Source organism: Falsiporphyromonas endometrii (assembly GCF_042654485.1).
GTDB classification, from domain to species: domain Bacteria; phylum Bacteroidota; class Bacteroidia; order Bacteroidales; family Porphyromonadaceae; genus Porphyromonas; species Porphyromonas endometrii.
Genome location: NZ_JBHSGO010000214.1, coordinates 1 through 16,314 on the forward strand (window position 1 = coordinate 1; position 16,314 = coordinate 16,314).

Consider the following 16,314-nt stretch of genomic DNA (forward strand, 5'->3'; position numbering starts at 1 on the left):
CCCGGGCGGACGCCAATCCCCCCGGTGTTTTTCATGTCCGCCTGACGGATGAACAAAACAATGAAATGAAATGATTAATTTTGACTCAAAGATAAACCTCCTTTACACACTTTTTGGGATACTACCTAAAAGATGATTTTATAAAGAATTACTGATAAAAATCAAGCCATATGCCTAAATCGCATTGAATATTTGAAGCTAAGACAAATCTAGGTTTATGGATTGGGATACAAAGGATTGTAATTATCGATATAAATGGATGCTTCTTCTAATCTCACATTATGAGACTGTCTTGTTATCATCCAATATCATGTTGATGATTTCTTGAGCCATTTCTTGATCTTTTATTCTTATTGCAGATTCTTTTTCGGATGATTTGTTGAGGTAATTGATATTGCCATACCATACGATTTGATTATCGATGATGGTAGCATTGATATTGATTGGATGATTTGTTATGTAGTTGGTTCCTAATGCTTGGAATAGATTTAGGAGCAAAGTTGTATTTGTAATTATAGTTGTTTGTATACCTCTAAGATTAGCTTCTTTGATTGTTTTTCTAACCTCTTTTGAATAGTAGGTACTTATTTTGGGGCTTACAATGACGATCGTTTTGTTTGCATGTTTAATGTCTTTTAAAAAAGCGCATTGATAGTTTGTTCCATTGAAGATACTGTTAAGTAGCTGCTCCTTTTGAGTCTGATCTCTATTGAAGGTTTTGTATCCGATGGCTTTATATGTAGAGATTCTTTTTTTGTACATGTTTTCGCAAACCGGTATGTGAATATCTACATAATCATATATGTAAACATAGCAAAACTCACAAGTAGCTATATTCCAGCAAATTGGGATAACAAAAAAGAAAAGTTGGTAACGATAAGGAAACCAGCGATGTTCTATATTCTTCCCTGTTTTGCATTTTCAAAGAATCGCTTTTGAATACGACAAAGGTAATATTATCTGTGGAGAAAGACGAAACTTTCTCCGTTTTTCTTTTCTGACGGCACTCTATTCAGACAGCTGATTCTATTTTTCATCTTATAGTTCATTGTTGTGGCAGTCTTACTTGTGAAGACTGCCTTTCATTTTTTTTCACTCTGTCCTCTGCAGTGTTCCACTCCACATTCTACTCTATGTATTCGCTTCGGGATCGGTCTTCGTTCTCTTCGGCAAAGGTAGTTCCGGTGTCTGACGGGCAAAAAGGTCAAGCGGCAAGCCGTTAGGACAACAATCTCCACACTTCATTCTTCAGGTAGTATTCTTGCCCTAAACCTTGTTGTCCTTGCCCCCTACCTTTTTATCGCCTTGAAACGAAAACGACCGACCCGACGGAAATACGCAAAAAAAATGTCGGAAACGAGAGGACAGAGAAAAAGAAAAATGGAAACTCAACTCCCTCACCTCAAGAATCCGCATAAAATCAAAAAATCAGACAAGATGAAACTGAGATACAAAATATCAATTTGGGTGGCTCTTGCACTTGTAGGCTCTCTCCTTTGGGGCGGAAGCGTCTGGCTTTGGCTGGCAGGGATATGTGCAGGGAAATTCCTCATTCGGCTACTCCTTTCCATCGCTTTGGCTATCGCAATGTACATTCTGACTTATGCCCTCATCATCGGGGGAATACTTTGGTTACTCATTTCTTAAACAGACAGATATATGAAAAGAAGAAGCAAGACAATCGCACAGCAATGCAGATACTACGAGGTAGATAACATCTTCGAGTATATGGTATCGGTTTACCTCAATGGAAATATATCCGCCTTTGGGGAACTATACAAGGAACTCAATCGGAAAGACAGAAGGGAGTTTATCACCTATCTCTTTTCAGAGGTTGCCCCTACCCATATCCAAGAAATCATTTTAGCAACAATCTAAACATAGAAACAATGGAAGCATTCAGATTTTACCAAGACCGAAAGGTTACTTGTTGGGAACGCACCCACTTTGAAGTAAGCGCAGGAAGTTACGAGGAAGCCGTTGCCCTTGTCAAATCGTGGCAAGGTGAGGATGTACTCTGTTTTGAGGACAACGAGAAAGTCATCATCACAGACGGAGAGACCTTATTTGAAACATCGGAAAGTCTATCCGTAGAGGACAATGACGGACAACCAACAATAGAGGTCTTTGGAGAGTACGGAGAAGACATCATCAATAATAAACCCGATAACACCGAACAGATATGAGAACGGAAATAAGAACATACGAAGTATATAACCTCCACGAACTGACAAGAGAGGCACAGACAAAGGCACACAGCCATTGGGCAGAACATTACGACTATGCTTGGGACAAAGAAAACCGAAAGACATTGCAAGCCTTTGAACAGATATTCAATATCAAGGTGGACAGATGGTCATACGATAGTTGCACCTATTGGTATCGTTTCACTTCCCATTACAGCGAGGAGGAAGACAATCTGAAAGGAACAAGACTCCTGAAATATCTTGTCAATAACTATTGGAACGACTTGTATATACCAAAGACTTATTGGAGCAGAAACTACAAGAAGAAACGCAAGAGCCGTGTATTTGTTTCGGACGATTGTGTGCTGACGGGCTACTATATGGACTATGAGATATTACAGCCTATATATGATTTTTTGAAATCCCCCGACGACACCACCCTTTACGAACTTATGGACAGGTGCTTGGACGGCTTTTTCAAGGCTTGCAGGGACGATATGGAATACCAACTTAGCGAGGAAGCCTTTGCCGAGAGTTGCGAAGCAAACAACTACGAATTTCTATCCAACGGAACATTATTCAACTGATTAAAATATCAACCACAATGAAAGGTACAGAACATTTTAAGGACGTTATCCAAAACTATTTGGAAACGAGAGCATCATACGATGAACTCTTTGCAGAGAGTTTCCGCAAGGAGAACAAGAACATAGATGAGTGCATTACCTACATCTTGACGGAAGTCCAAAGAATGGGATGTGCAGGTCTGTCCGATGAGGAGGTATATTCCCTTGCCGTCCACTACTACGATGAGGATAACATCGAGGTGGGCAAGTCCATCAACTGCCAAGTCGTGGTAAACCATACTATCGAACTTACAGAGGAGGAAAAAGCAGAAGCACGGAAAAAGGCTGTCAAGCAATACCAGCGTGAGGAACTTGCCAAGATACGGAACCGTAATGCAAGACCAAAGAAAGCGGAGACAACGGAAATCGCATCACAGCCCTCACTGTTCGAGTTTTAACCCCTAAACAACAAAAGGATATGGAAGCAATGGATTTGAATGAAGCACGCATCTATGTAGGCACTTATGCCAAGTACAACAACGGCTCATTGCAGGGCGAGTGGGTGGAACTTTCAGACTTCTACGATTGGGACAGCTTTATGGAGCGTTGTGCCGAGATACACGAGGATGAGGAAGAACCCGAGTATATGTTCCAAGCGTGGGAGGAAATACCCGATGGTCTGATAGACGAAGGGCATTTGGAGGAAAACGTCTTTGAACTTCGGGACGAGTTGGACAGACTGAGCGACAAGGAGCAAGAAGCCTTTTGGGTATGGGCGGACGGCAACAACGCACAATTCACCCAAGACGCATACAGCCTTGTAAAGGCTTTCCAATCCTCCTATATAGGCAGTTATGCAAGCAGAGAGGATTTTGCGAAGGAACTCGCAAAAATGGAGAATGAATTACCCGATTTTGCACTGATATACTTTGACTTCTCCAAATATGCCGATGACCTTTTCTGTACGGACTTTTGGTATAAGGATGGCTATGTATTTCGTAACGAATAAAGCAAGAAGGACAGATTATGAAACCGAGAAACAAATATGAGAAAGCAGTACTTGCCGAGAGCAAGAACCTACGCCCGATAACTAAGACACAGAGCAAATGGGCATTCCGTGAATGTATAGACCATTTCGCCTACCGCCTACCCAAAGGTCGTACCACGTGTATGGATTGTGGGCATAATTGGACAATGGAGAAGCCAACGGACACTTGCTCTTGCCCTCATTGCAGGGCAAGGTTGCAAGTCAGGGAAACTTTTGAACGTAAGATAAGGCAGAAGCAGTACTTTACGATACTTACCATTTGTGGAGAGTATCAAGTGCTAAGAATGTTCCTGCTTTCTGTGGAGATGGAGAAAGGTTGCAAGGCATCATCATACACGATTGAAATAGGTCAGTATTGGTGGAACGCACAAGGTAGAAAGACGATTGTTGCCGTTCAGAGAGTATTAGGCAGATATATCGACACCTTTTCCTATTGCTCGCCTATGGCAATCCGCAACGACAACGAAGCCTACCGCCATATATCATACTCCCCGATATATCCTAAGTTCAAGGCTACGGAAGCACTCCGCAGGAATGGATTTGAGAATGATTTTCACGGCATCGCACCAACCGTTCTCATTCCTGCCCTATTGTCCGACAGCCGTGCGGAAACATTGATGAAAGCAGGTAGAACCGAGCATCTGAAATACTTTCTTGACAATTCGAGTGCATTTGACGCTTGTTGGCAGTCCTATAAAGTCGCCACTCGCAACGGCTATGAGATAGAGGACATTTCGATATGGTGCGACTATATGGATATGCTCCGCAGATTGAATAAGGACATACACAGCCCGAAGTATGTTTGCCCCACCGACCTGCATAGGGAACACGACCGCAGACAAAACGAACTTCGCAGACAAAGGGAAAGGGAAGAAAAGGAGAAGAGACGCAAAAAGGCAATGGAGGACGAAAAACGTTTCCACGAACTCAAATCAAAGTTCTTCGGTATCTCATTCACGGATGGCACAATCCAAGTCCACGTCTTGGAGAGCGTGCAGGAACATTTGGAGGAAGGAGTGGCAATGCACCATTGTGTATTCGATAGTGCCTACTATCTCAAAGAGAACTCACTTATCCTTTCGGCTACCATTGGGGGCAGACGGATAGAAACCATAGAGGTCAATCTGGACACGCTCAAAGTGGTGCAAAGTCGTGGTGTGTGCAATCAAGACACAGAATATCACGACCAAATCGTGAGCCTTGTCAATGCCAACAAACGGCTAATCCGTCAGCGAATGAGACAAACGGCATAAAGTATAAACCATAAAACTATCACAGCAATGAAAGCAGAAATAGAAAGCATCGTATGCAATTGGGCAGACGAGATACCCCATATCCTTGTAAGGGTGATCAATGCCATTATCCTATCTGCCAATGAAGAGGAACTAAGGACTGCCATCAAGCGGATAGCCGAAGAAACGGAACTTGACAAGTTCTTTGCATACGGCTATGGCGCACACCATTTTTGACTTACCCACCGCAGGTTATCCAATGGAGAGCCAAAGGAATACAGATTATTAAAGGTTGAATTTTGAGAATATGAAGAAGAGAGTTTACAGAATACGGACACAATACATCTTCGAGGGAGTTTTTGAAGTGGTTGCCGAAAGCAGGGAGGAAGCACGGCAGAAAGTTCGGCAAAATTGTGGTTTGGTAATGGGTGGAAACATTCACAGCACTTTGCCCGATGAGGAAATCAATTGGGCTTTCTCCACTCACCCCGATGTAAAGACGGGACGAATAACCATTCAAGAAAAACAAACAGAGTAAAGCGGTCGGCAGATTTGCCGACCGCTCCTTTCTTTCGTGAGCTTCGAGCGGACAAAGAAAGGAGCAAAGAAACCCCGATGAAAAACACCTCGTTACTTTTGACAGTGAGTTGAGACGGCTCAAAAGTAACAAAAAGCCATAGTTAAACCTCCATAAAAACAAGGCTTTTACTTCGCAACATTCGAAAGCCGTTTTTGCTTTTCAAGCAACTCATTTAATGTCAATATCAGAAACATTATAGTCTCGGATATGGTTCCGCGTATTCATAGTGAGAAAATCGAATAAAACAGACAGGAAACGCCCCTTACAAGCCGATAAAACTTACAAGGGGCGTGCTTCGTTAATCAGGGTATATAAAACAGGGCAAACTCCACCTTTCGCCGTTTGACAAGATCTCTGAGAACTTTACCCTTGTATCGGCAGAACGAGACATATTCACGGTAAATATCCCTATCGCCCGACTCCAATTTCCGGACAAGGCGACACTTCGGTCGCTTGCCACTTCCCAAGAGGCGATACTCGCCTACATTGTAGGAGAGAACGGTGAGCAGGAGCGCATCTTTACCAAACCTTTGGAACGAAGCAAAACGCTTCATCAGGTCTGCCCGAAGCAGGGAATCCGCCTGCCGTTCCGTCATCGCCGCCGTGAACCGTTCTCCGGGCAGAAGCCGATGCCCATAACCCACATAGGGATAATCCTTCCAAGAATGTAAGCCCTCGAAGTGCTTGATGCAGACAACGGCACGTTCGAACGGCGGTAGTGAGAAGAGAGCCTTTCCGCCCTCCTGAGCGGAAAGGCGGAAGCAGGATAGGCAGACGAGGTAGAAGGCGAGAAGTTTACTTCTTGTCCTCATTCGGTTTTTCCTTTTCCTCGTCCCTTTGGCTGTTGAATTCAAACGAGAGTTTTGCCCTCTGTCCGAAATTATCCTCCACATACACGTCTATCGTCTGTTGGTCAGTAGAAGCGGAGGTATAATACAGCCTGAACTCCTCTTTCATGAGCGGATAGCGGTCATTGGCTTTGAAGACCGTGCCGTTATCCATCTTCAATCTTCCCTTGCCGTCAGGCTGAAAATACCTTATGGTGTAGTGGGTGTCGGCAAAGTTTCCTTCCCTTTTCAATGTACAGCGTATCTCCGCCGTCTGTCCCTTGACGATGTGCTTCTGCACCGGCATCGTCTCTACCGTGAATGAATATGCCTGCTGAATATCCAACTCGTGATTACAAGCAGATAGACAAAACCCCACAAGGGCAAGCACTCCCATTACCCAAATCGTATTCAATATTTTCTTCTTCATTGTTCGTTATCGTTTTGTTGTTATACATTGTTCTCTGCTTTCTTGGAAAGCAGAAACTCATTCAAATCCTTATGGTTGTCATACAGGGAGGAACGGTCGATGACCTTCTCCCCGAAACAGTCGTGCAGCCTTTGAAAAGTCCTTCGCCCCGCCTCGTCATTGTCGAGGAAGCAGTCAATTCTCTCATAGCCGTGCAAGGCTCTTACTGCCTTCTCCACATTGGAAATGGAATTAAGCACAAGCCAGTCCGAAGCAATGATGCCGAGTTGCATAGCCGAGAGGTAGTCCATAAAGCCCTCGAATATGGCACATACATCCGAGCCGTTACGCTTCAGTGAAATATCTTTCGGCGGTATGCAGCCCTTGAAGAATCGGTTGCGCAATTCCAATCCTCCAGCCTCGTTACGGAATCCGATGGCATAGTACCGTTTGCCATGCATACGGTATCGAACCTCCTCGCAGTTGGCTATGGCAGTATCGGCAAAAATACCCCGTTCCCTCAGATACCCCAGCAATTTGCTGTCCTGTAATGGACGTACCCAAATGTCCTCGAATACGGGTTCTTTCTTTTCGCTTCTTTGCGATTGTTCCAAAGCAGGTAGCGGACACATTCCGCTCTTTGCAATGAAAGCCGCCCGCAGGAGGAAATCCTTGCTTCCGATAAACTCTCCTGCCAAGTCGAAGATGTCGCCCCCTTTGCCCATCCCGAAATCGAACCAGACATTCTTGGCGCTATCGACCTTGAACGAAGGTGTCCGTTCCGTGCGGTAAGGGGCGGAATACCACAAGGCGTTTCCTTTCTGTTTGGTCGGATGAATCCCCATTGCGTTTAGGAAGTCCGCAATGGGAATTTCTCTCATCTTCTCTACCTCCATCATCAGTCAATCATTATTTTCAGTCCGACACCGTATTGCGTATGAAAACGCCCCGTGGAGCTTCCCCACAGACAACGCTCCCTGCCATAGAGCAGCAACACCAACCTGTCCGTCAGATAGATCTCCGCCTGCAAGGTGACGGCTCCGCCATAAAGAAAGCCGTCCTTATTGCGTAGTGTAGCACCGTCAAAGAGCCGTTTCTCTCCGCCATTGACCGTCTCATATCCCACCAAAGCGGAAACACCTGCGGAGAGGAAGAAGGTCTTGCTCCCATCCGAAAGCACGCCAAAGAAGAAACCTCCCTCGCCCGTGAACTGTTCCACAGGGATACGGCTATCCCGATAAGGATGGTATCTGCGGAGATACTCCGCCCCGAACACCCATTGATGTCCGCCTTTCGTGTAGGTGGCAAGCGAAGCCCCAAACGAATAACCCGTCTCATTCTTGGAAGAGGGAGAATAAAAACCGTCCGCCATACCTGTGGTAAGGCGTATGCCCTTCATCTTGGGCAGACAGCGTTGGGCGTGCGCCTGCCCCACAAAGAGGGCAAGCATCACGGCAAGCAGGAAAAACAGAGACTTTCTCATACTACTTCACTTTGAGTTCGTCAATTACTCTTGCACGAACAAGGTCTTCGTTCTCCACGACAAAGGACTGGTGTCTTCCTCCGTTCTTCTCATGCATCTCCACAATAAGCTGCTTGTCATCGGGGATGGTGAACTTCTGGAGTGTGAACACCGTGCGTTCGCTCTTCTGCCCCGCCACGCAGGTGATGTAATTGTAGGCACGCAGCGGAAGCAACACCTGCTCCTGCATGGCGGTCTGTTTGGCGACCTTCTTGTCCACGATTTTGAACGTGATGAAGTCGATGTCGAACGGCACGTTGGATTTGTTGCGCAGTTCCGTATGGAAGTACAGCAGTCCGTTATGCGAGTACAGCCCTTTGAGCAGGTACTGAATGCCGAAGGACTTGCTGCCAATGTGTTTCACCGTCCGCCTGTCCTCCTTGTGAATGGACTTCATAATGAGCCGAACCAGCATCGGGCTTTCGCTGCCGAGTTCCTTGAGATAGACCTCCATCGCATTGTTCGGACGGTTTACGCCCTCCCCATCGTGGATGAAGTCCGTCATTTCCACATTAAGTAGTAGTGGCTCGTTGGCATACTTGACATTGAATGTGTAGAATGCCCCGTCTTCGGTAATGACACTCATGTTCGTCTCTTCACGGAAGTCCTTGACTGTCGCTTTCACACGGATAACGTTTTCCGCTCCGTCCGCCTTCCCCGCAATGAGGTTGGGCGACCCCAGATCCACATAGCGCACGGCAGAGGGGAAGATGATGTGCACCGTCTTGTCGTAGGTGATTTCCAAGCCGTGGGGCGGTATCATCCGCTCGAAGGCAATCTTGCGGGTCAGCCCCTGATAGAGGTCTCCCATTGAAGTCGTTTCCTGTGCGTTGGCACAGACTGCGCCCAGCATCAGGGCGATGGCTAAAACTATTCTTTTCATTTTTACTTTGGATTAAAGTGGTGAATAATAACTTTGAATTACTTGTTTTCAGGTTGGTAGAGCAATACCTTGTATCCTGCTTTGAGATGCACCTTGACGGTGCGCATCTTCTTGGCGAAATATTGCGAAGTTCCCTGTATCAGCCCCTTGCCCAAGTCGGCGGCAAGCTGTGCGCCCGCATCGGTGGAGATGTTCACGCTACTGCCCACGGATGTCCCCATGTTAGCGGCAATCTCCTTGGCGGCACTGCGCTCCATCGAGCCGGGGATGAATATCCCTGCCTGTCCGTCCGTATCGTACACTGTCAGCTCTATGGGAATGATATTGCCCTGATATTCCAGTGAAGAGATGAGTACGCTCAGGCGTTCGCCCTGTATCTTCGCCACGCCGACCACCGAGGTGTTCCGAGGGATTTCCTTGCCGGATACCAGCATCGGCTCCAAGAGACGGAAACGTACCGTTTGCCCGTCCGTAACCGTCTGCCGGGTATGCACACAGGCGGAGATGGTATTCTTCTCCGTCAGCGGGGCTGTTCCGATGGCGGTATGGAACATATAGTTTCTATCCTTGACATATTCGGAGCGGAAAGTCGAGTCGCTCATCGGCTGCGCCAGAGCCGACACCTCTTGCTCGCTCACAGGGGCAACGGGAAAGGCTGTCGCCTTCCCGTTTCGGGTGGTTGCGACCGCTTTCCTTTCAGAAGCCGTTTCCCCGTCCGATGCCGATGTCATACTGGAAGAGGGCTGTCCACTGCCCGACGGCATATACTTTGCCGCCAACTGATAGGACTTTTCAAGCAATGCCATCTGGTCGTTCACGGTTATGGCAGGCGACTGCTGTTCGCTACTCATACGGTTTTCCAACTCTGCCAATCGGGCACGCAGTTCCTCCTTTTCGGGGTCTTCCCTCGGTGCTTCATAGAAACTTCCGAGCGTGCGGTTGATGTCTTGGTAGGCTGATGCAGAGGCATGAAAGCCGTCTTGCGGAGCAGTGGCACGAGAGCCGAAGCCGTTATCTCTTTCCGATGCGTCCGTCTTCAAAGCCAACTCTTCGGAACTCTGCACCGGTAGTTGTCCTCCTGTCATTTCCCCGAACATGGAACTGAGGCTTTGCATCGCCTGACTTCGTTCCTGCTCCTTCTGTTCCATCATCTCCTTCTCGTAGGCTTTCTTCTTGTCGCCGATCAGTTCGGCTGCCATCGGGTCGGGCATTTCCGTATTGAAGCCCTTTGCCTGTTTCTCTTCTTCTTTCTCCGATGGAGCGAAGATGAGCCACATGGAGCCTGCAAAAAGCAGGAACATCAGGGGATAAATGACAAACTTCTGTCGCCTTTGTCTTTCTTCCTCCGTCAGCTCAGGCGAGGTGCTCGTGTCGGAGGCTGTCTTTCTTTTGAATGGGAACATAATCGTAATACTTTAATAGGTTGATACTGTCTTGCGGATAGAGCCGCCTTACTTCAGGGGCTTCTATATGCTTGATTGCCGGTAGCGTTTCCTCTTCGGAGTCTCCTTCGGAAAAGATATGGTACAAACCGTTGAAGAAAACATAGTTGGCAAGGAAGGCGAAAAAGAGAAGCATCGTCAGGACGACATACAGCCTCAGGTGAGTGGGGATGCGTCCGCACAGGCGGCGGAGTCTTGCCTCCGCTCCCTCCTGCATCATTCGGAACAGACTTTTCTTTTTCATCGCTTACGGGTACTGATGTCCTTGTTCTCCACAATCTCGAATCCCTCGATATTGAAGCCATTCGGATTGTCATCGCTGCGGCTCGTATTGAGCAGGCGACATACGGTCACGAGACTGCGCTCGGTCACGTTGGTGGCACGGATAATCATCTGCCGGGCATGCGTCCGTACCGCATAGGGATAGCGGTCGAAGTCGCAGAGTACGCTGTCCACCTGCACGACCTGATTGATATTTCCCGCCACGATACGGTTGTAGTACCCTTTCTCGGAGAAATCCCGATAGTAGTTGTAGGCACTCTTGTCCGCCAAGAGCAGTGCACGGGAGATATTCCCCTCGATGGCACTCTTGTCGGGCGAAAGGGTGAAGAACAGTTCGTGGAAGCGGCGCACATGCTCCTTGGCTTCTGCGGGTCTGTTCTGTGACAGATCCTGCGACAGGGCGAGCATCAGCGACTTACCGCCATCCAGCACATAGATTTTCTGCCTCTGGGCTTCGGCGAAGGAGTAGGCACTCCATACCGAATAGCCCGCAAGGGCGGTACACAGGCAGACGACCACCAACGTAAAGAGGCGTATCTGCCTGAAACTTGTTTCAATATTCTTTAATGACTTAAATTCCATAGCTTCTTAGTTTTGTTCCGATGGTTCGGATGATTCCGATGATTTGTTTCCTCCCCGATGAAATAATTTTCCGGCAATCTCTTTTCCTTTGCTCCCTGCATAGTTCATCACGTTTCGTGCGTGTCCTCCGGCGAAACCGCCAACGGCTCCACCCACAGCACCTGCGATACCGGCTCCCTTTCCTGCCGCATAATTCACATTCTTGCCGAAATTACCCGCTCCACCTGCCTGTATCACCCAGCCCGCAACCGTCGGAATGGTGAAGTAGCCGATGATGCCGATAATCATGAAGACGAGGTACACGCCATTCGAAGCATCGATCGTGTAAGTAGGGTCGTTCTGCAACTGTGTGATGTCGTGCTTGAGCATCAGTTCCTGAATCTTTGCCAGCATCGAACTGAACAAGTCCGCCACGGGCAGCCACAGATAGATGGAGATATACCTTGTGAACCATTGCGTGAGGGTACTCTGAAAACCGTCCCACACGGAGATGGCAAAGGCTATCGGTCCCAAAATGGAGAGGACTATCAGGAAGAATGTCCGGAGCGTGTCGATGAGCAGGGCGGCAGCGGCGAAAAGCAGTTCTAAAAGTTCCCTCACCATATTGCGAATCGATTTCTTCAGGTTATACATACCTCGCTCCACATACATTCCCGCCATCGTCGCCATATCCGAGGGGGCGATACCGAGTTCATCCAGTTTCTTGTCGAACTCCTCATTGCTGACCAGATAGGCTGTTTCGGGATTTTTCACCATCGCCTCGTATTCCAGTTTGTCCCGTAACTTGCGGTATTCATCTATGCTGAAGGTCTGCTTTTCGAGCATCTTGTGCGTACCCTGTACAATGGGACTGAGCACGCCGTTGATGGTGTCCAAGACCATCGGGAAAAAGAGGATGCAGAGACCGAGAGCAAAAGGACGAAGCAGCGGATAGACGTCGATGGGTTCCGCACGGGCAAGTGTCTGCCATACCCGGAGTGCCACATAAAAGAGCGCGCCCAAGCCCGCAATGCCTTTGGCGACGCCTATCATGTCGCCGCACATCGGCATCATCTCCGTGTAAAGGGTACGGAGGACTTGGTGCAGGTTGTCAAATTCCGCTCCCATACCTACCAATACCTTTCATTATCCGTTCCATAGAGCGAGAGCACCCGGTCAGTGTCCTGCTGCTTTTTGGCTCTGAGGTAGCTCACGGAGATGTTCTTGTTCGTGTAGTAACGCACGAGGTTGCGGTAATCCCTGATTTCCTTGTAGCAGCGGTCCACCACGTCCATACGTTCCTTGTCGGTCATCTTCAGCGTAGTGATGTTCACCACCTGCTTCAGCTCCTTGAGCAGGTTGTTGCTTTCTCCGAGCAGTTTGGTGTAACCATTGGCAATGGCGACCAACTCCTCCGGACGGAAGTTTGGGTCAGAGAGCATCTTCTTGTAGTTGTTCACATAGATGTCAGAGATTTCCCCGACCATCAGGATGGTCTCCTTTACCCGTTGGGCATCCCGCACGAGGTCATTCACCTTTTTCAGGGCATCGTAGTATTTCTTGCTCTCATTGTAGAGCTTCTCGACCTCTTTGAAGTTGTCAAGCGTGTTCTTGACCGTCTTGGAGGTCTGCACGATTTCCTTGGTCGTGTTGATGATACTCTGTGCAAGATTGGTGGGGTCTGTGACCACCCACTGGGCGTGTGCACTGCCTGCCAAGAGGCAACCGCACGCCATAAGCATTAAAATTCTCTTTCTCATTTTTCAAATTGATTTTGGCGTAGATACAATGTCGTTCGAGTCGGGTGAAAAATCAGTCGAGTAAATCTGGAAATCAGTCGACTGTTTTCTTGAAATATGACGTCATATTTTTTCAGACTTGTCGTATTACGCTGTTAAACTTTTATTGATTACTATTCTTCTTCGGCGAGTTGCCTGATGGCAAGCTCCATATTCCCGCCGAGTTGCTCGGCACGGGCAAGTACACGCATCTTCTCCGTCTCCTCGGTCGTGTAAGTGAGGTATTCGGCTTTCGATACTTCGGTGGCATAGACGGCAGATTGCACACCTCCCAGTCCGATCCACACCTCCTTGTACAAGCGTGTGGCATCGTTGCTCTGATTGATGGAGAGTATCTGCCCCCGTTCCTTGTCCGTCAGTCCCAAGAGTGCCTGTATCTGGTCGAACTTGTTCATGTACTTGCGCTGGTCAAGCAGAATCTTGCAATCACTATTATTGATGATGGACTCCTTGACCACGGGCGAGGAGATGATGTCGTCCACTTCCTGCGTCACCACGACCGCCTCTCCGAAGAACTTACGGACGGTCTTGTAGAGATACTTGATGTATCCCGCCATATTTGCAGATGCAATCGCCTTCCACGCCTCCTCGATAAGGATGACTTTCCGCACCCCTTTCAGTCGTCGCATCTTGCTGATGAACAGTTCCATAATGATGATGGTCGTGATGGGGAAAAGGATGGGATGATCTTTAATCGCGTCGATTTCGAAGACGATAAAACGGGCATTCAAGAGGTCGAGCTGCTTGTCCGAGTTCAGCAGGTAGTCGTATTCGCCACCTTTGTAGTACGGCTCCAGCACATTGAGAAAATTGGCCAAGTCAAAATCCTTTTCCCTGACCTTTTTCTCACGGAGCAATGCCGAGTAGTCGGTGGTGAGATACTCGTAAAAGCTGTTGAACGAGGGTACGATACCATCGTCCGCCTTGATACGCTCGATAAAGAGCGACACGGCATTGGAGAGGGCGACCTCCTCCGAACGGGTGGCAGGCTCATTGTCCTTCTTCCATAGTGTCAGCAGCAGGGTCTTGATGCTTTCCCGCTTCTCCACATCATACACCTTGTCGGTGGTATAGAAGGGATTGAAGCTGATGGGTCTCTCATCCGAATAGGTGAAATAGACCCCGTCCTCGCCCTGTGTCTTGTGGCGTATCATCTCGCACAAGCCCTGATAGCTGTTTCCCGTGTCCACCAAGACGATATGGGTGTTCTGCTCCCAGTACTGCCTCAAAAGGTGGTTGGTGAAGAACGACTTTCCCGAACCCGAAGGACCCAAGATGAACTTGTTGCGGTTCGTGGTGATGCCTTGCTTCATCGGCAGGTCGGAGATGTCGAGATGAATGGGCTTGCCGCTGCGGTCAGCCATCTTGATACCGAACGGTGACAACGAATCACGGTAGTTGGTCTCCTCATTGAAGAAGCATACCGCCTGTTCGATGAACGTGTAAAAACTCTCTTCTGCGGGAAAATCGGCTTCATTGCCGGGAATGCCTGCCCAGAACAGCGTCGGCACATCCACCGTGTTGTGTCGTGGCTTGCACTCCATCAGAGCCAGCTGACTGCCCACATCGTTACGGATACGGCGAAGTTCCTCCTCATCCTCGCTCCACGCCAAGACGTTGCAATGACAGCGGACGGAGGTAAGCCCGAAGCTGTGTGCCTCGTTCAGATACTCGTCAATCCATTGCTTGTTGATTTGATTGGAGCGACTATAACGGGAGAGCGAATGCATATTCCGTGCGCTCTTCTCGAAGCGTTGCAGGTTCTCGGCACTGTCATCAATCAAGACATACTGGTTGTAGATATGGTTGCACGAGAGCAACAACCCTACGGGAGCGGCAAAGGAAAGGCGGCAGTCGCTGCGGTCGGTGGATAAACGCTCATAGCGCATATCCGTGCCTACCAGCCCGGGCAGGTCTTCCGTATCGGAAAGGGTATGCAGGCAGAGCCGCTTGTCGCCGATGCGCATTTGGTCGGCTTTGAGGTCGATGTCCTCCAAAACCGTCGTGTCGGAGAGGGAAAGCGAGAAATACTTCTCTATCAGTCCCGGCTTTTCTTCCGTGCCGACAATCTCTTCGTCGTTCAGGCGAGAGAGGCGAATAAAACCGCTTTCGTTCATAATCCGCTCGAATTGTTCGGTCGCTTCGAGGAACTTGCGGGCAGTATCCTTGTCCCGTACCTCCTTGGGGATGATATGTCCCCGGCAGAGGGTGGAGAAGTTGCTTTGCTGTCGATTGCGGTTCTTGGTCGTCTTGGTCAGGAACAGGTAGCAGGCGTGATGGAGGAAGGGTCGCTCATTGAAGTGTCGCTCGAAACTGCGGGAGAGGAAACTCATATCCTCCTTTTGCAAGTCCGGACGGTAGCCCTCCTTGACAAACCAATCCTGCTTGTGTACGACACTGTAGGTCGGCAACACCTTGATCGCTTTTACCCAAGAGGAATGGATGGTGGCATACTCCGCACTCGTCACCGTATAGAGTTCGGGAAGCTCGACCCGAAAGGCGACCGTAATGTCGGCGTCTTTCGAGAGGATACAGCCCTCTTCGACGGCAAGCAGCGGAAAGCGGTTCTCCAGCGTGGTGGCTTTCAATAGGTTTCTCATTGTTTTTCCTCCTTTCTGTTTGGCAGATTCTTCATCGGTTGCTTTTCCGTTCTTTTCCGCTCTCGATGGCGGAAGAGACGGGGGATACGTCGTCGGTTGAGCAAGTAGCGGGGATGGCTGTGCAAAGCGGAACGCTTCATCAGCCCGTGTTCCCCATACTTCTTGTTCAGGGAGAAGGTCTGCCACACCAGAATGGATGCGGAAGTCCCTCCGAAGCCGATACAGATCCATTGATTGACACCCGCCATATAGAGGATGACAAACAGCACGAAAAGGGCAAGCAACCCTCCGGCGAAAATGAACAGATACTGGCTTTTGAGTCCTTGAAACTCTACCGAGCGACCGATTCCCTTGTTGATGGGATAGGTCTCCATAGG

21 protein-coding genes and 1 pseudogene are annotated in these 16,314 nt (G+C 48.6%); 9 read left to right on the forward strand and 13 right to left on the reverse strand.

Going from position 1 to position 16,314, the window contains the following annotated elements; all coding sequences use genetic code 11:
• Positions 1–279: 279 nt before the first annotated feature.
• A complete protein-coding gene (locus ACFO3G_RS08900; protein ID WP_380080051.1) occupies positions 280–762 on the reverse strand; it encodes a phospholipase D-like domain-containing protein in 483 nt (160 codons plus the stop codon).
• 675 nt (positions 763–1,437) lie between these two features.
• Between ACFO3G_RS08900 and ACFO3G_RS08905 the strand changes: the two genes are divergently transcribed.
• From ACFO3G_RS08905 to ACFO3G_RS08945, 9 genes and pseudogenes are all read left to right on the forward strand, one after another.
• On the forward strand, positions 1,438–1,647 hold the full coding sequence (locus ACFO3G_RS08905; RefSeq protein WP_380080125.1) for a hypothetical protein: 210 nt from the start codon (positions 1,438–1,440) through the stop codon (positions 1,645–1,647).
• A gap of 12 nt (positions 1,648–1,659) precedes the next feature.
• A complete protein-coding gene (locus ACFO3G_RS08910) occupies positions 1,660–1,878 on the forward strand; it encodes a hypothetical protein (protein WP_380080053.1) in 219 nt (72 codons plus the stop codon).
• A gap of 11 nt (positions 1,879–1,889) precedes the next feature.
• Positions 1,890–2,186: a hypothetical protein gene (locus ACFO3G_RS08915; protein WP_380080055.1), complete on the forward strand. Its 297-nt coding sequence runs from the start codon at positions 1,890–1,892 to the stop codon at positions 2,184–2,186.
• Positions 2,183–2,773, forward strand: a complete 591-nt coding sequence (locus ACFO3G_RS08920; protein ID WP_380080057.1) for a hypothetical protein — start codon at positions 2,183–2,185, stop codon at positions 2,771–2,773. The genes ACFO3G_RS08915 and ACFO3G_RS08920 overlap by 4 nt, the downstream gene beginning before the upstream one ends.
• Positions 2,774–2,790: 17 nt before the next feature.
• Positions 2,791–3,210 carry a PcfK-like family protein gene (locus tag ACFO3G_RS08925; RefSeq protein WP_380080059.1) on the forward strand — a complete coding sequence of 140 codons (420 nt, stop codon included), beginning with the start codon at positions 2,791–2,793 and terminating at the stop codon, positions 3,208–3,210.
• A gap of 20 nt (positions 3,211–3,230) precedes the next feature.
• The gene (locus ACFO3G_RS08930; RefSeq protein ID WP_380080061.1) at positions 3,231–3,761 is read left to right on the forward strand and encodes an antirestriction protein ArdA; all 531 of its coding nucleotides are present in this window, start codon (positions 3,231–3,233) and stop codon (positions 3,759–3,761) included.
• A gap of 17 nt (positions 3,762–3,778) precedes the next feature.
• Positions 3,779–5,053, forward strand: coding sequence for a PcfJ domain-containing protein (locus ACFO3G_RS08935; RefSeq protein ID WP_380080063.1), 1,275 nt, complete (start codon positions 3,779–3,781; stop codon positions 5,051–5,053).
• A 27-nt stretch (positions 5,054–5,080) separates the two neighbouring features.
• A pseudogene (locus ACFO3G_RS08940) lies at positions 5,081–5,335 on the forward strand (hypothetical protein).
• Between the two features lie 4 nt (positions 5,336–5,339).
• Positions 5,340–5,570: a hypothetical protein gene (locus ACFO3G_RS08945; RefSeq protein ID WP_380080065.1), complete on the forward strand. Its 231-nt coding sequence runs from the start codon at positions 5,340–5,342 to the stop codon at positions 5,568–5,570.
• A 344-nt stretch (positions 5,571–5,914) separates the two neighbouring features.
• On the opposite strand, the gene ACFO3G_RS08950 is transcribed toward ACFO3G_RS08945, so the two are convergent.
• From ACFO3G_RS08950 to ACFO3G_RS09005, 12 genes are all read right to left on the reverse strand, one after another.
• A complete protein-coding gene (locus ACFO3G_RS08950; protein WP_380080067.1) occupies positions 5,915–6,424 on the reverse strand; it encodes a glycoside hydrolase family protein in 510 nt (169 codons plus the stop codon).
• Positions 6,408–6,869, reverse strand: a complete 462-nt coding sequence (locus ACFO3G_RS08955) for a DUF3872 domain-containing protein (protein WP_380080069.1) — start codon at positions 6,867–6,869, stop codon at positions 6,408–6,410. The genes ACFO3G_RS08950 and ACFO3G_RS08955 overlap by 17 nt, the downstream gene beginning before the upstream one ends.
• Positions 6,870–6,889: 20 nt before the next feature.
• Complete coding sequence (locus ACFO3G_RS08960) at positions 6,890–7,744, reverse strand: toprim domain-containing protein (RefSeq protein ID WP_380080127.1); 855 nt, start codon at positions 7,742–7,744, stop codon at positions 6,890–6,892.
• A gap of 2 nt (positions 7,745–7,746) precedes the next feature.
• Positions 7,747–8,331, reverse strand: a complete 585-nt coding sequence (locus ACFO3G_RS08965) for a conjugal transfer protein TraO (RefSeq protein ID WP_380080071.1) — start codon at positions 8,329–8,331, stop codon at positions 7,747–7,749.
• Between the two features lies 1 nt (position 8,332).
• A complete protein-coding gene (traN, locus tag ACFO3G_RS08970) occupies positions 8,333–9,253 on the reverse strand; it encodes a conjugative transposon protein TraN (RefSeq protein WP_380080073.1) in 921 nt (306 codons plus the stop codon).
• 38 nt (positions 9,254–9,291) lie between these two features.
• Positions 9,292–10,656: a conjugative transposon protein TraM gene (gene traM / locus ACFO3G_RS08975; RefSeq protein WP_380080075.1), complete on the reverse strand. Its 1,365-nt coding sequence runs from the start codon at positions 10,654–10,656 to the stop codon at positions 9,292–9,294.
• Positions 10,607–10,939, reverse strand: coding sequence for a TraL conjugative transposon family protein (locus tag ACFO3G_RS08980; protein WP_380080077.1), 333 nt, complete (start codon positions 10,937–10,939; stop codon positions 10,607–10,609). Before ACFO3G_RS08980 ends, traM begins: the two co-directional genes overlap by 50 nt.
• Entirely contained in the window at positions 10,936–11,559 is a 624-nt protein-coding gene (traK, locus tag ACFO3G_RS08985; RefSeq protein WP_320818595.1) for a conjugative transposon protein TraK, read from the reverse strand. The genes ACFO3G_RS08980 and traK overlap by 4 nt, the downstream gene beginning before the upstream one ends.
• A gap of 6 nt (positions 11,560–11,565) precedes the next feature.
• Positions 11,566–12,666 carry a conjugative transposon protein TraJ gene (traJ, locus tag ACFO3G_RS08990; protein WP_380080079.1) on the reverse strand — a complete coding sequence of 367 codons (1,101 nt, stop codon included), beginning with the start codon at positions 12,664–12,666 and terminating at the stop codon, positions 11,566–11,568.
• A 2-nt stretch (positions 12,667–12,668) separates the two neighbouring features.
• Positions 12,669–13,298: a DUF4141 domain-containing protein gene (locus ACFO3G_RS08995; RefSeq protein WP_380080081.1), complete on the reverse strand. Its 630-nt coding sequence runs from the start codon at positions 13,296–13,298 to the stop codon at positions 12,669–12,671.
• Positions 13,299–13,450: 152 nt separating this feature from the next.
• Complete coding sequence (locus ACFO3G_RS09000; RefSeq protein ID WP_380080083.1) at positions 13,451–15,937, reverse strand: TraG family conjugative transposon ATPase; 2,487 nt, start codon at positions 15,935–15,937, stop codon at positions 13,451–13,453.
• On the reverse strand, positions 15,934–16,311 hold the full coding sequence (locus ACFO3G_RS09005; RefSeq protein ID WP_380080085.1) for a DUF4133 domain-containing protein: 378 nt from the start codon (positions 16,309–16,311) through the stop codon (positions 15,934–15,936). Before ACFO3G_RS09005 ends, ACFO3G_RS09000 begins: the two co-directional genes overlap by 4 nt.
• Between the last annotated feature and the right edge of the window lie 3 nt (positions 16,312–16,314).

Excerpts from the sequence above, each read along its gene's own strand:
- traN (WP_380080073.1), bottom strand. The coding sequence starts at position 9,253 with ATGAAAAGAATAGTTTTAGCCATCGCCCTGATGCTGGGCGCAGTCTGT.
- ACFO3G_RS08955 (WP_380080069.1), bottom strand. The coding sequence starts at position 6,869 with ATGAAGAAGAAAATATTGAATACGATTTGGGTAATGGGAGTGCTTGCC.
- ACFO3G_RS08930 (WP_380080061.1), top strand. The coding sequence starts at position 3,231 with ATGGAAGCAATGGATTTGAATGAAGCACGCATCTATGTAGGCACTTAT.
- ACFO3G_RS08910 (WP_380080053.1), top strand. The coding sequence starts at position 1,660 with ATGAAAAGAAGAAGCAAGACAATCGCACAGCAATGCAGATACTACGAG.
- ACFO3G_RS08925 (WP_380080059.1), top strand. The coding sequence starts at position 2,791 with ATGAAAGGTACAGAACATTTTAAGGACGTTATCCAAAACTATTTGGAA.
- traK (WP_320818595.1), bottom strand. The coding sequence starts at position 11,559 with ATGGAATTTAAGTCATTAAAGAATATTGAAACAAGTTTCAGGCAGATA.
- ACFO3G_RS08920 (WP_380080057.1), top strand. The coding sequence starts at position 2,183 with ATGAGAACGGAAATAAGAACATACGAAGTATATAACCTCCACGAACTG.
- ACFO3G_RS09005 (WP_380080085.1), bottom strand. The coding sequence starts at position 16,311 with ATGGAGACCTATCCCATCAACAAGGGAATCGGTCGCTCGGTAGAGTTT.
- ACFO3G_RS08945 (WP_380080065.1), top strand. The coding sequence starts at position 5,340 with ATGAAGAAGAGAGTTTACAGAATACGGACACAATACATCTTCGAGGGA.
- traM (WP_380080075.1), bottom strand. The coding sequence starts at position 10,656 with ATGTTCCCATTCAAAAGAAAGACAGCCTCCGACACGAGCACCTCGCCT.
- ACFO3G_RS08905 (WP_380080125.1), top strand. The coding sequence starts at position 1,438 with ATGAAACTGAGATACAAAATATCAATTTGGGTGGCTCTTGCACTTGTA.
- ACFO3G_RS08935 (WP_380080063.1), top strand. The coding sequence starts at position 3,779 with ATGAAACCGAGAAACAAATATGAGAAAGCAGTACTTGCCGAGAGCAAG.
- ACFO3G_RS09000 (WP_380080083.1), bottom strand. The coding sequence starts at position 15,937 with ATGAGAAACCTATTGAAAGCCACCACGCTGGAGAACCGCTTTCCGCTG.
- ACFO3G_RS08980 (WP_380080077.1), bottom strand. The coding sequence starts at position 10,939 with ATGAAAAAGAAAAGTCTGTTCCGAATGATGCAGGAGGGAGCGGAGGCA.
- ACFO3G_RS08900 (WP_380080051.1), bottom strand. The coding sequence starts at position 762 with ATGTACAAAAAAAGAATCTCTACATATAAAGCCATCGGATACAAAACC.
- ACFO3G_RS08960 (WP_380080127.1), bottom strand. The coding sequence starts at position 7,744 with ATGGAGGTAGAGAAGATGAGAGAAATTCCCATTGCGGACTTCCTAAAC.
- traJ (WP_380080079.1), bottom strand. The coding sequence starts at position 12,666 with ATGGGAGCGGAATTTGACAACCTGCACCAAGTCCTCCGTACCCTTTAC.
- ACFO3G_RS08965 (WP_380080071.1), bottom strand. The coding sequence starts at position 8,331 with ATGAGAAAGTCTCTGTTTTTCCTGCTTGCCGTGATGCTTGCCCTCTTT.
- ACFO3G_RS08950 (WP_380080067.1), bottom strand. The coding sequence starts at position 6,424 with ATGAGGACAAGAAGTAAACTTCTCGCCTTCTACCTCGTCTGCCTATCC.
- ACFO3G_RS08915 (WP_380080055.1), top strand. The coding sequence starts at position 1,890 with ATGGAAGCATTCAGATTTTACCAAGACCGAAAGGTTACTTGTTGGGAA.
- ACFO3G_RS08995 (WP_380080081.1), bottom strand. The coding sequence starts at position 13,298 with ATGAGAAAGAGAATTTTAATGCTTATGGCGTGCGGTTGCCTCTTGGCA.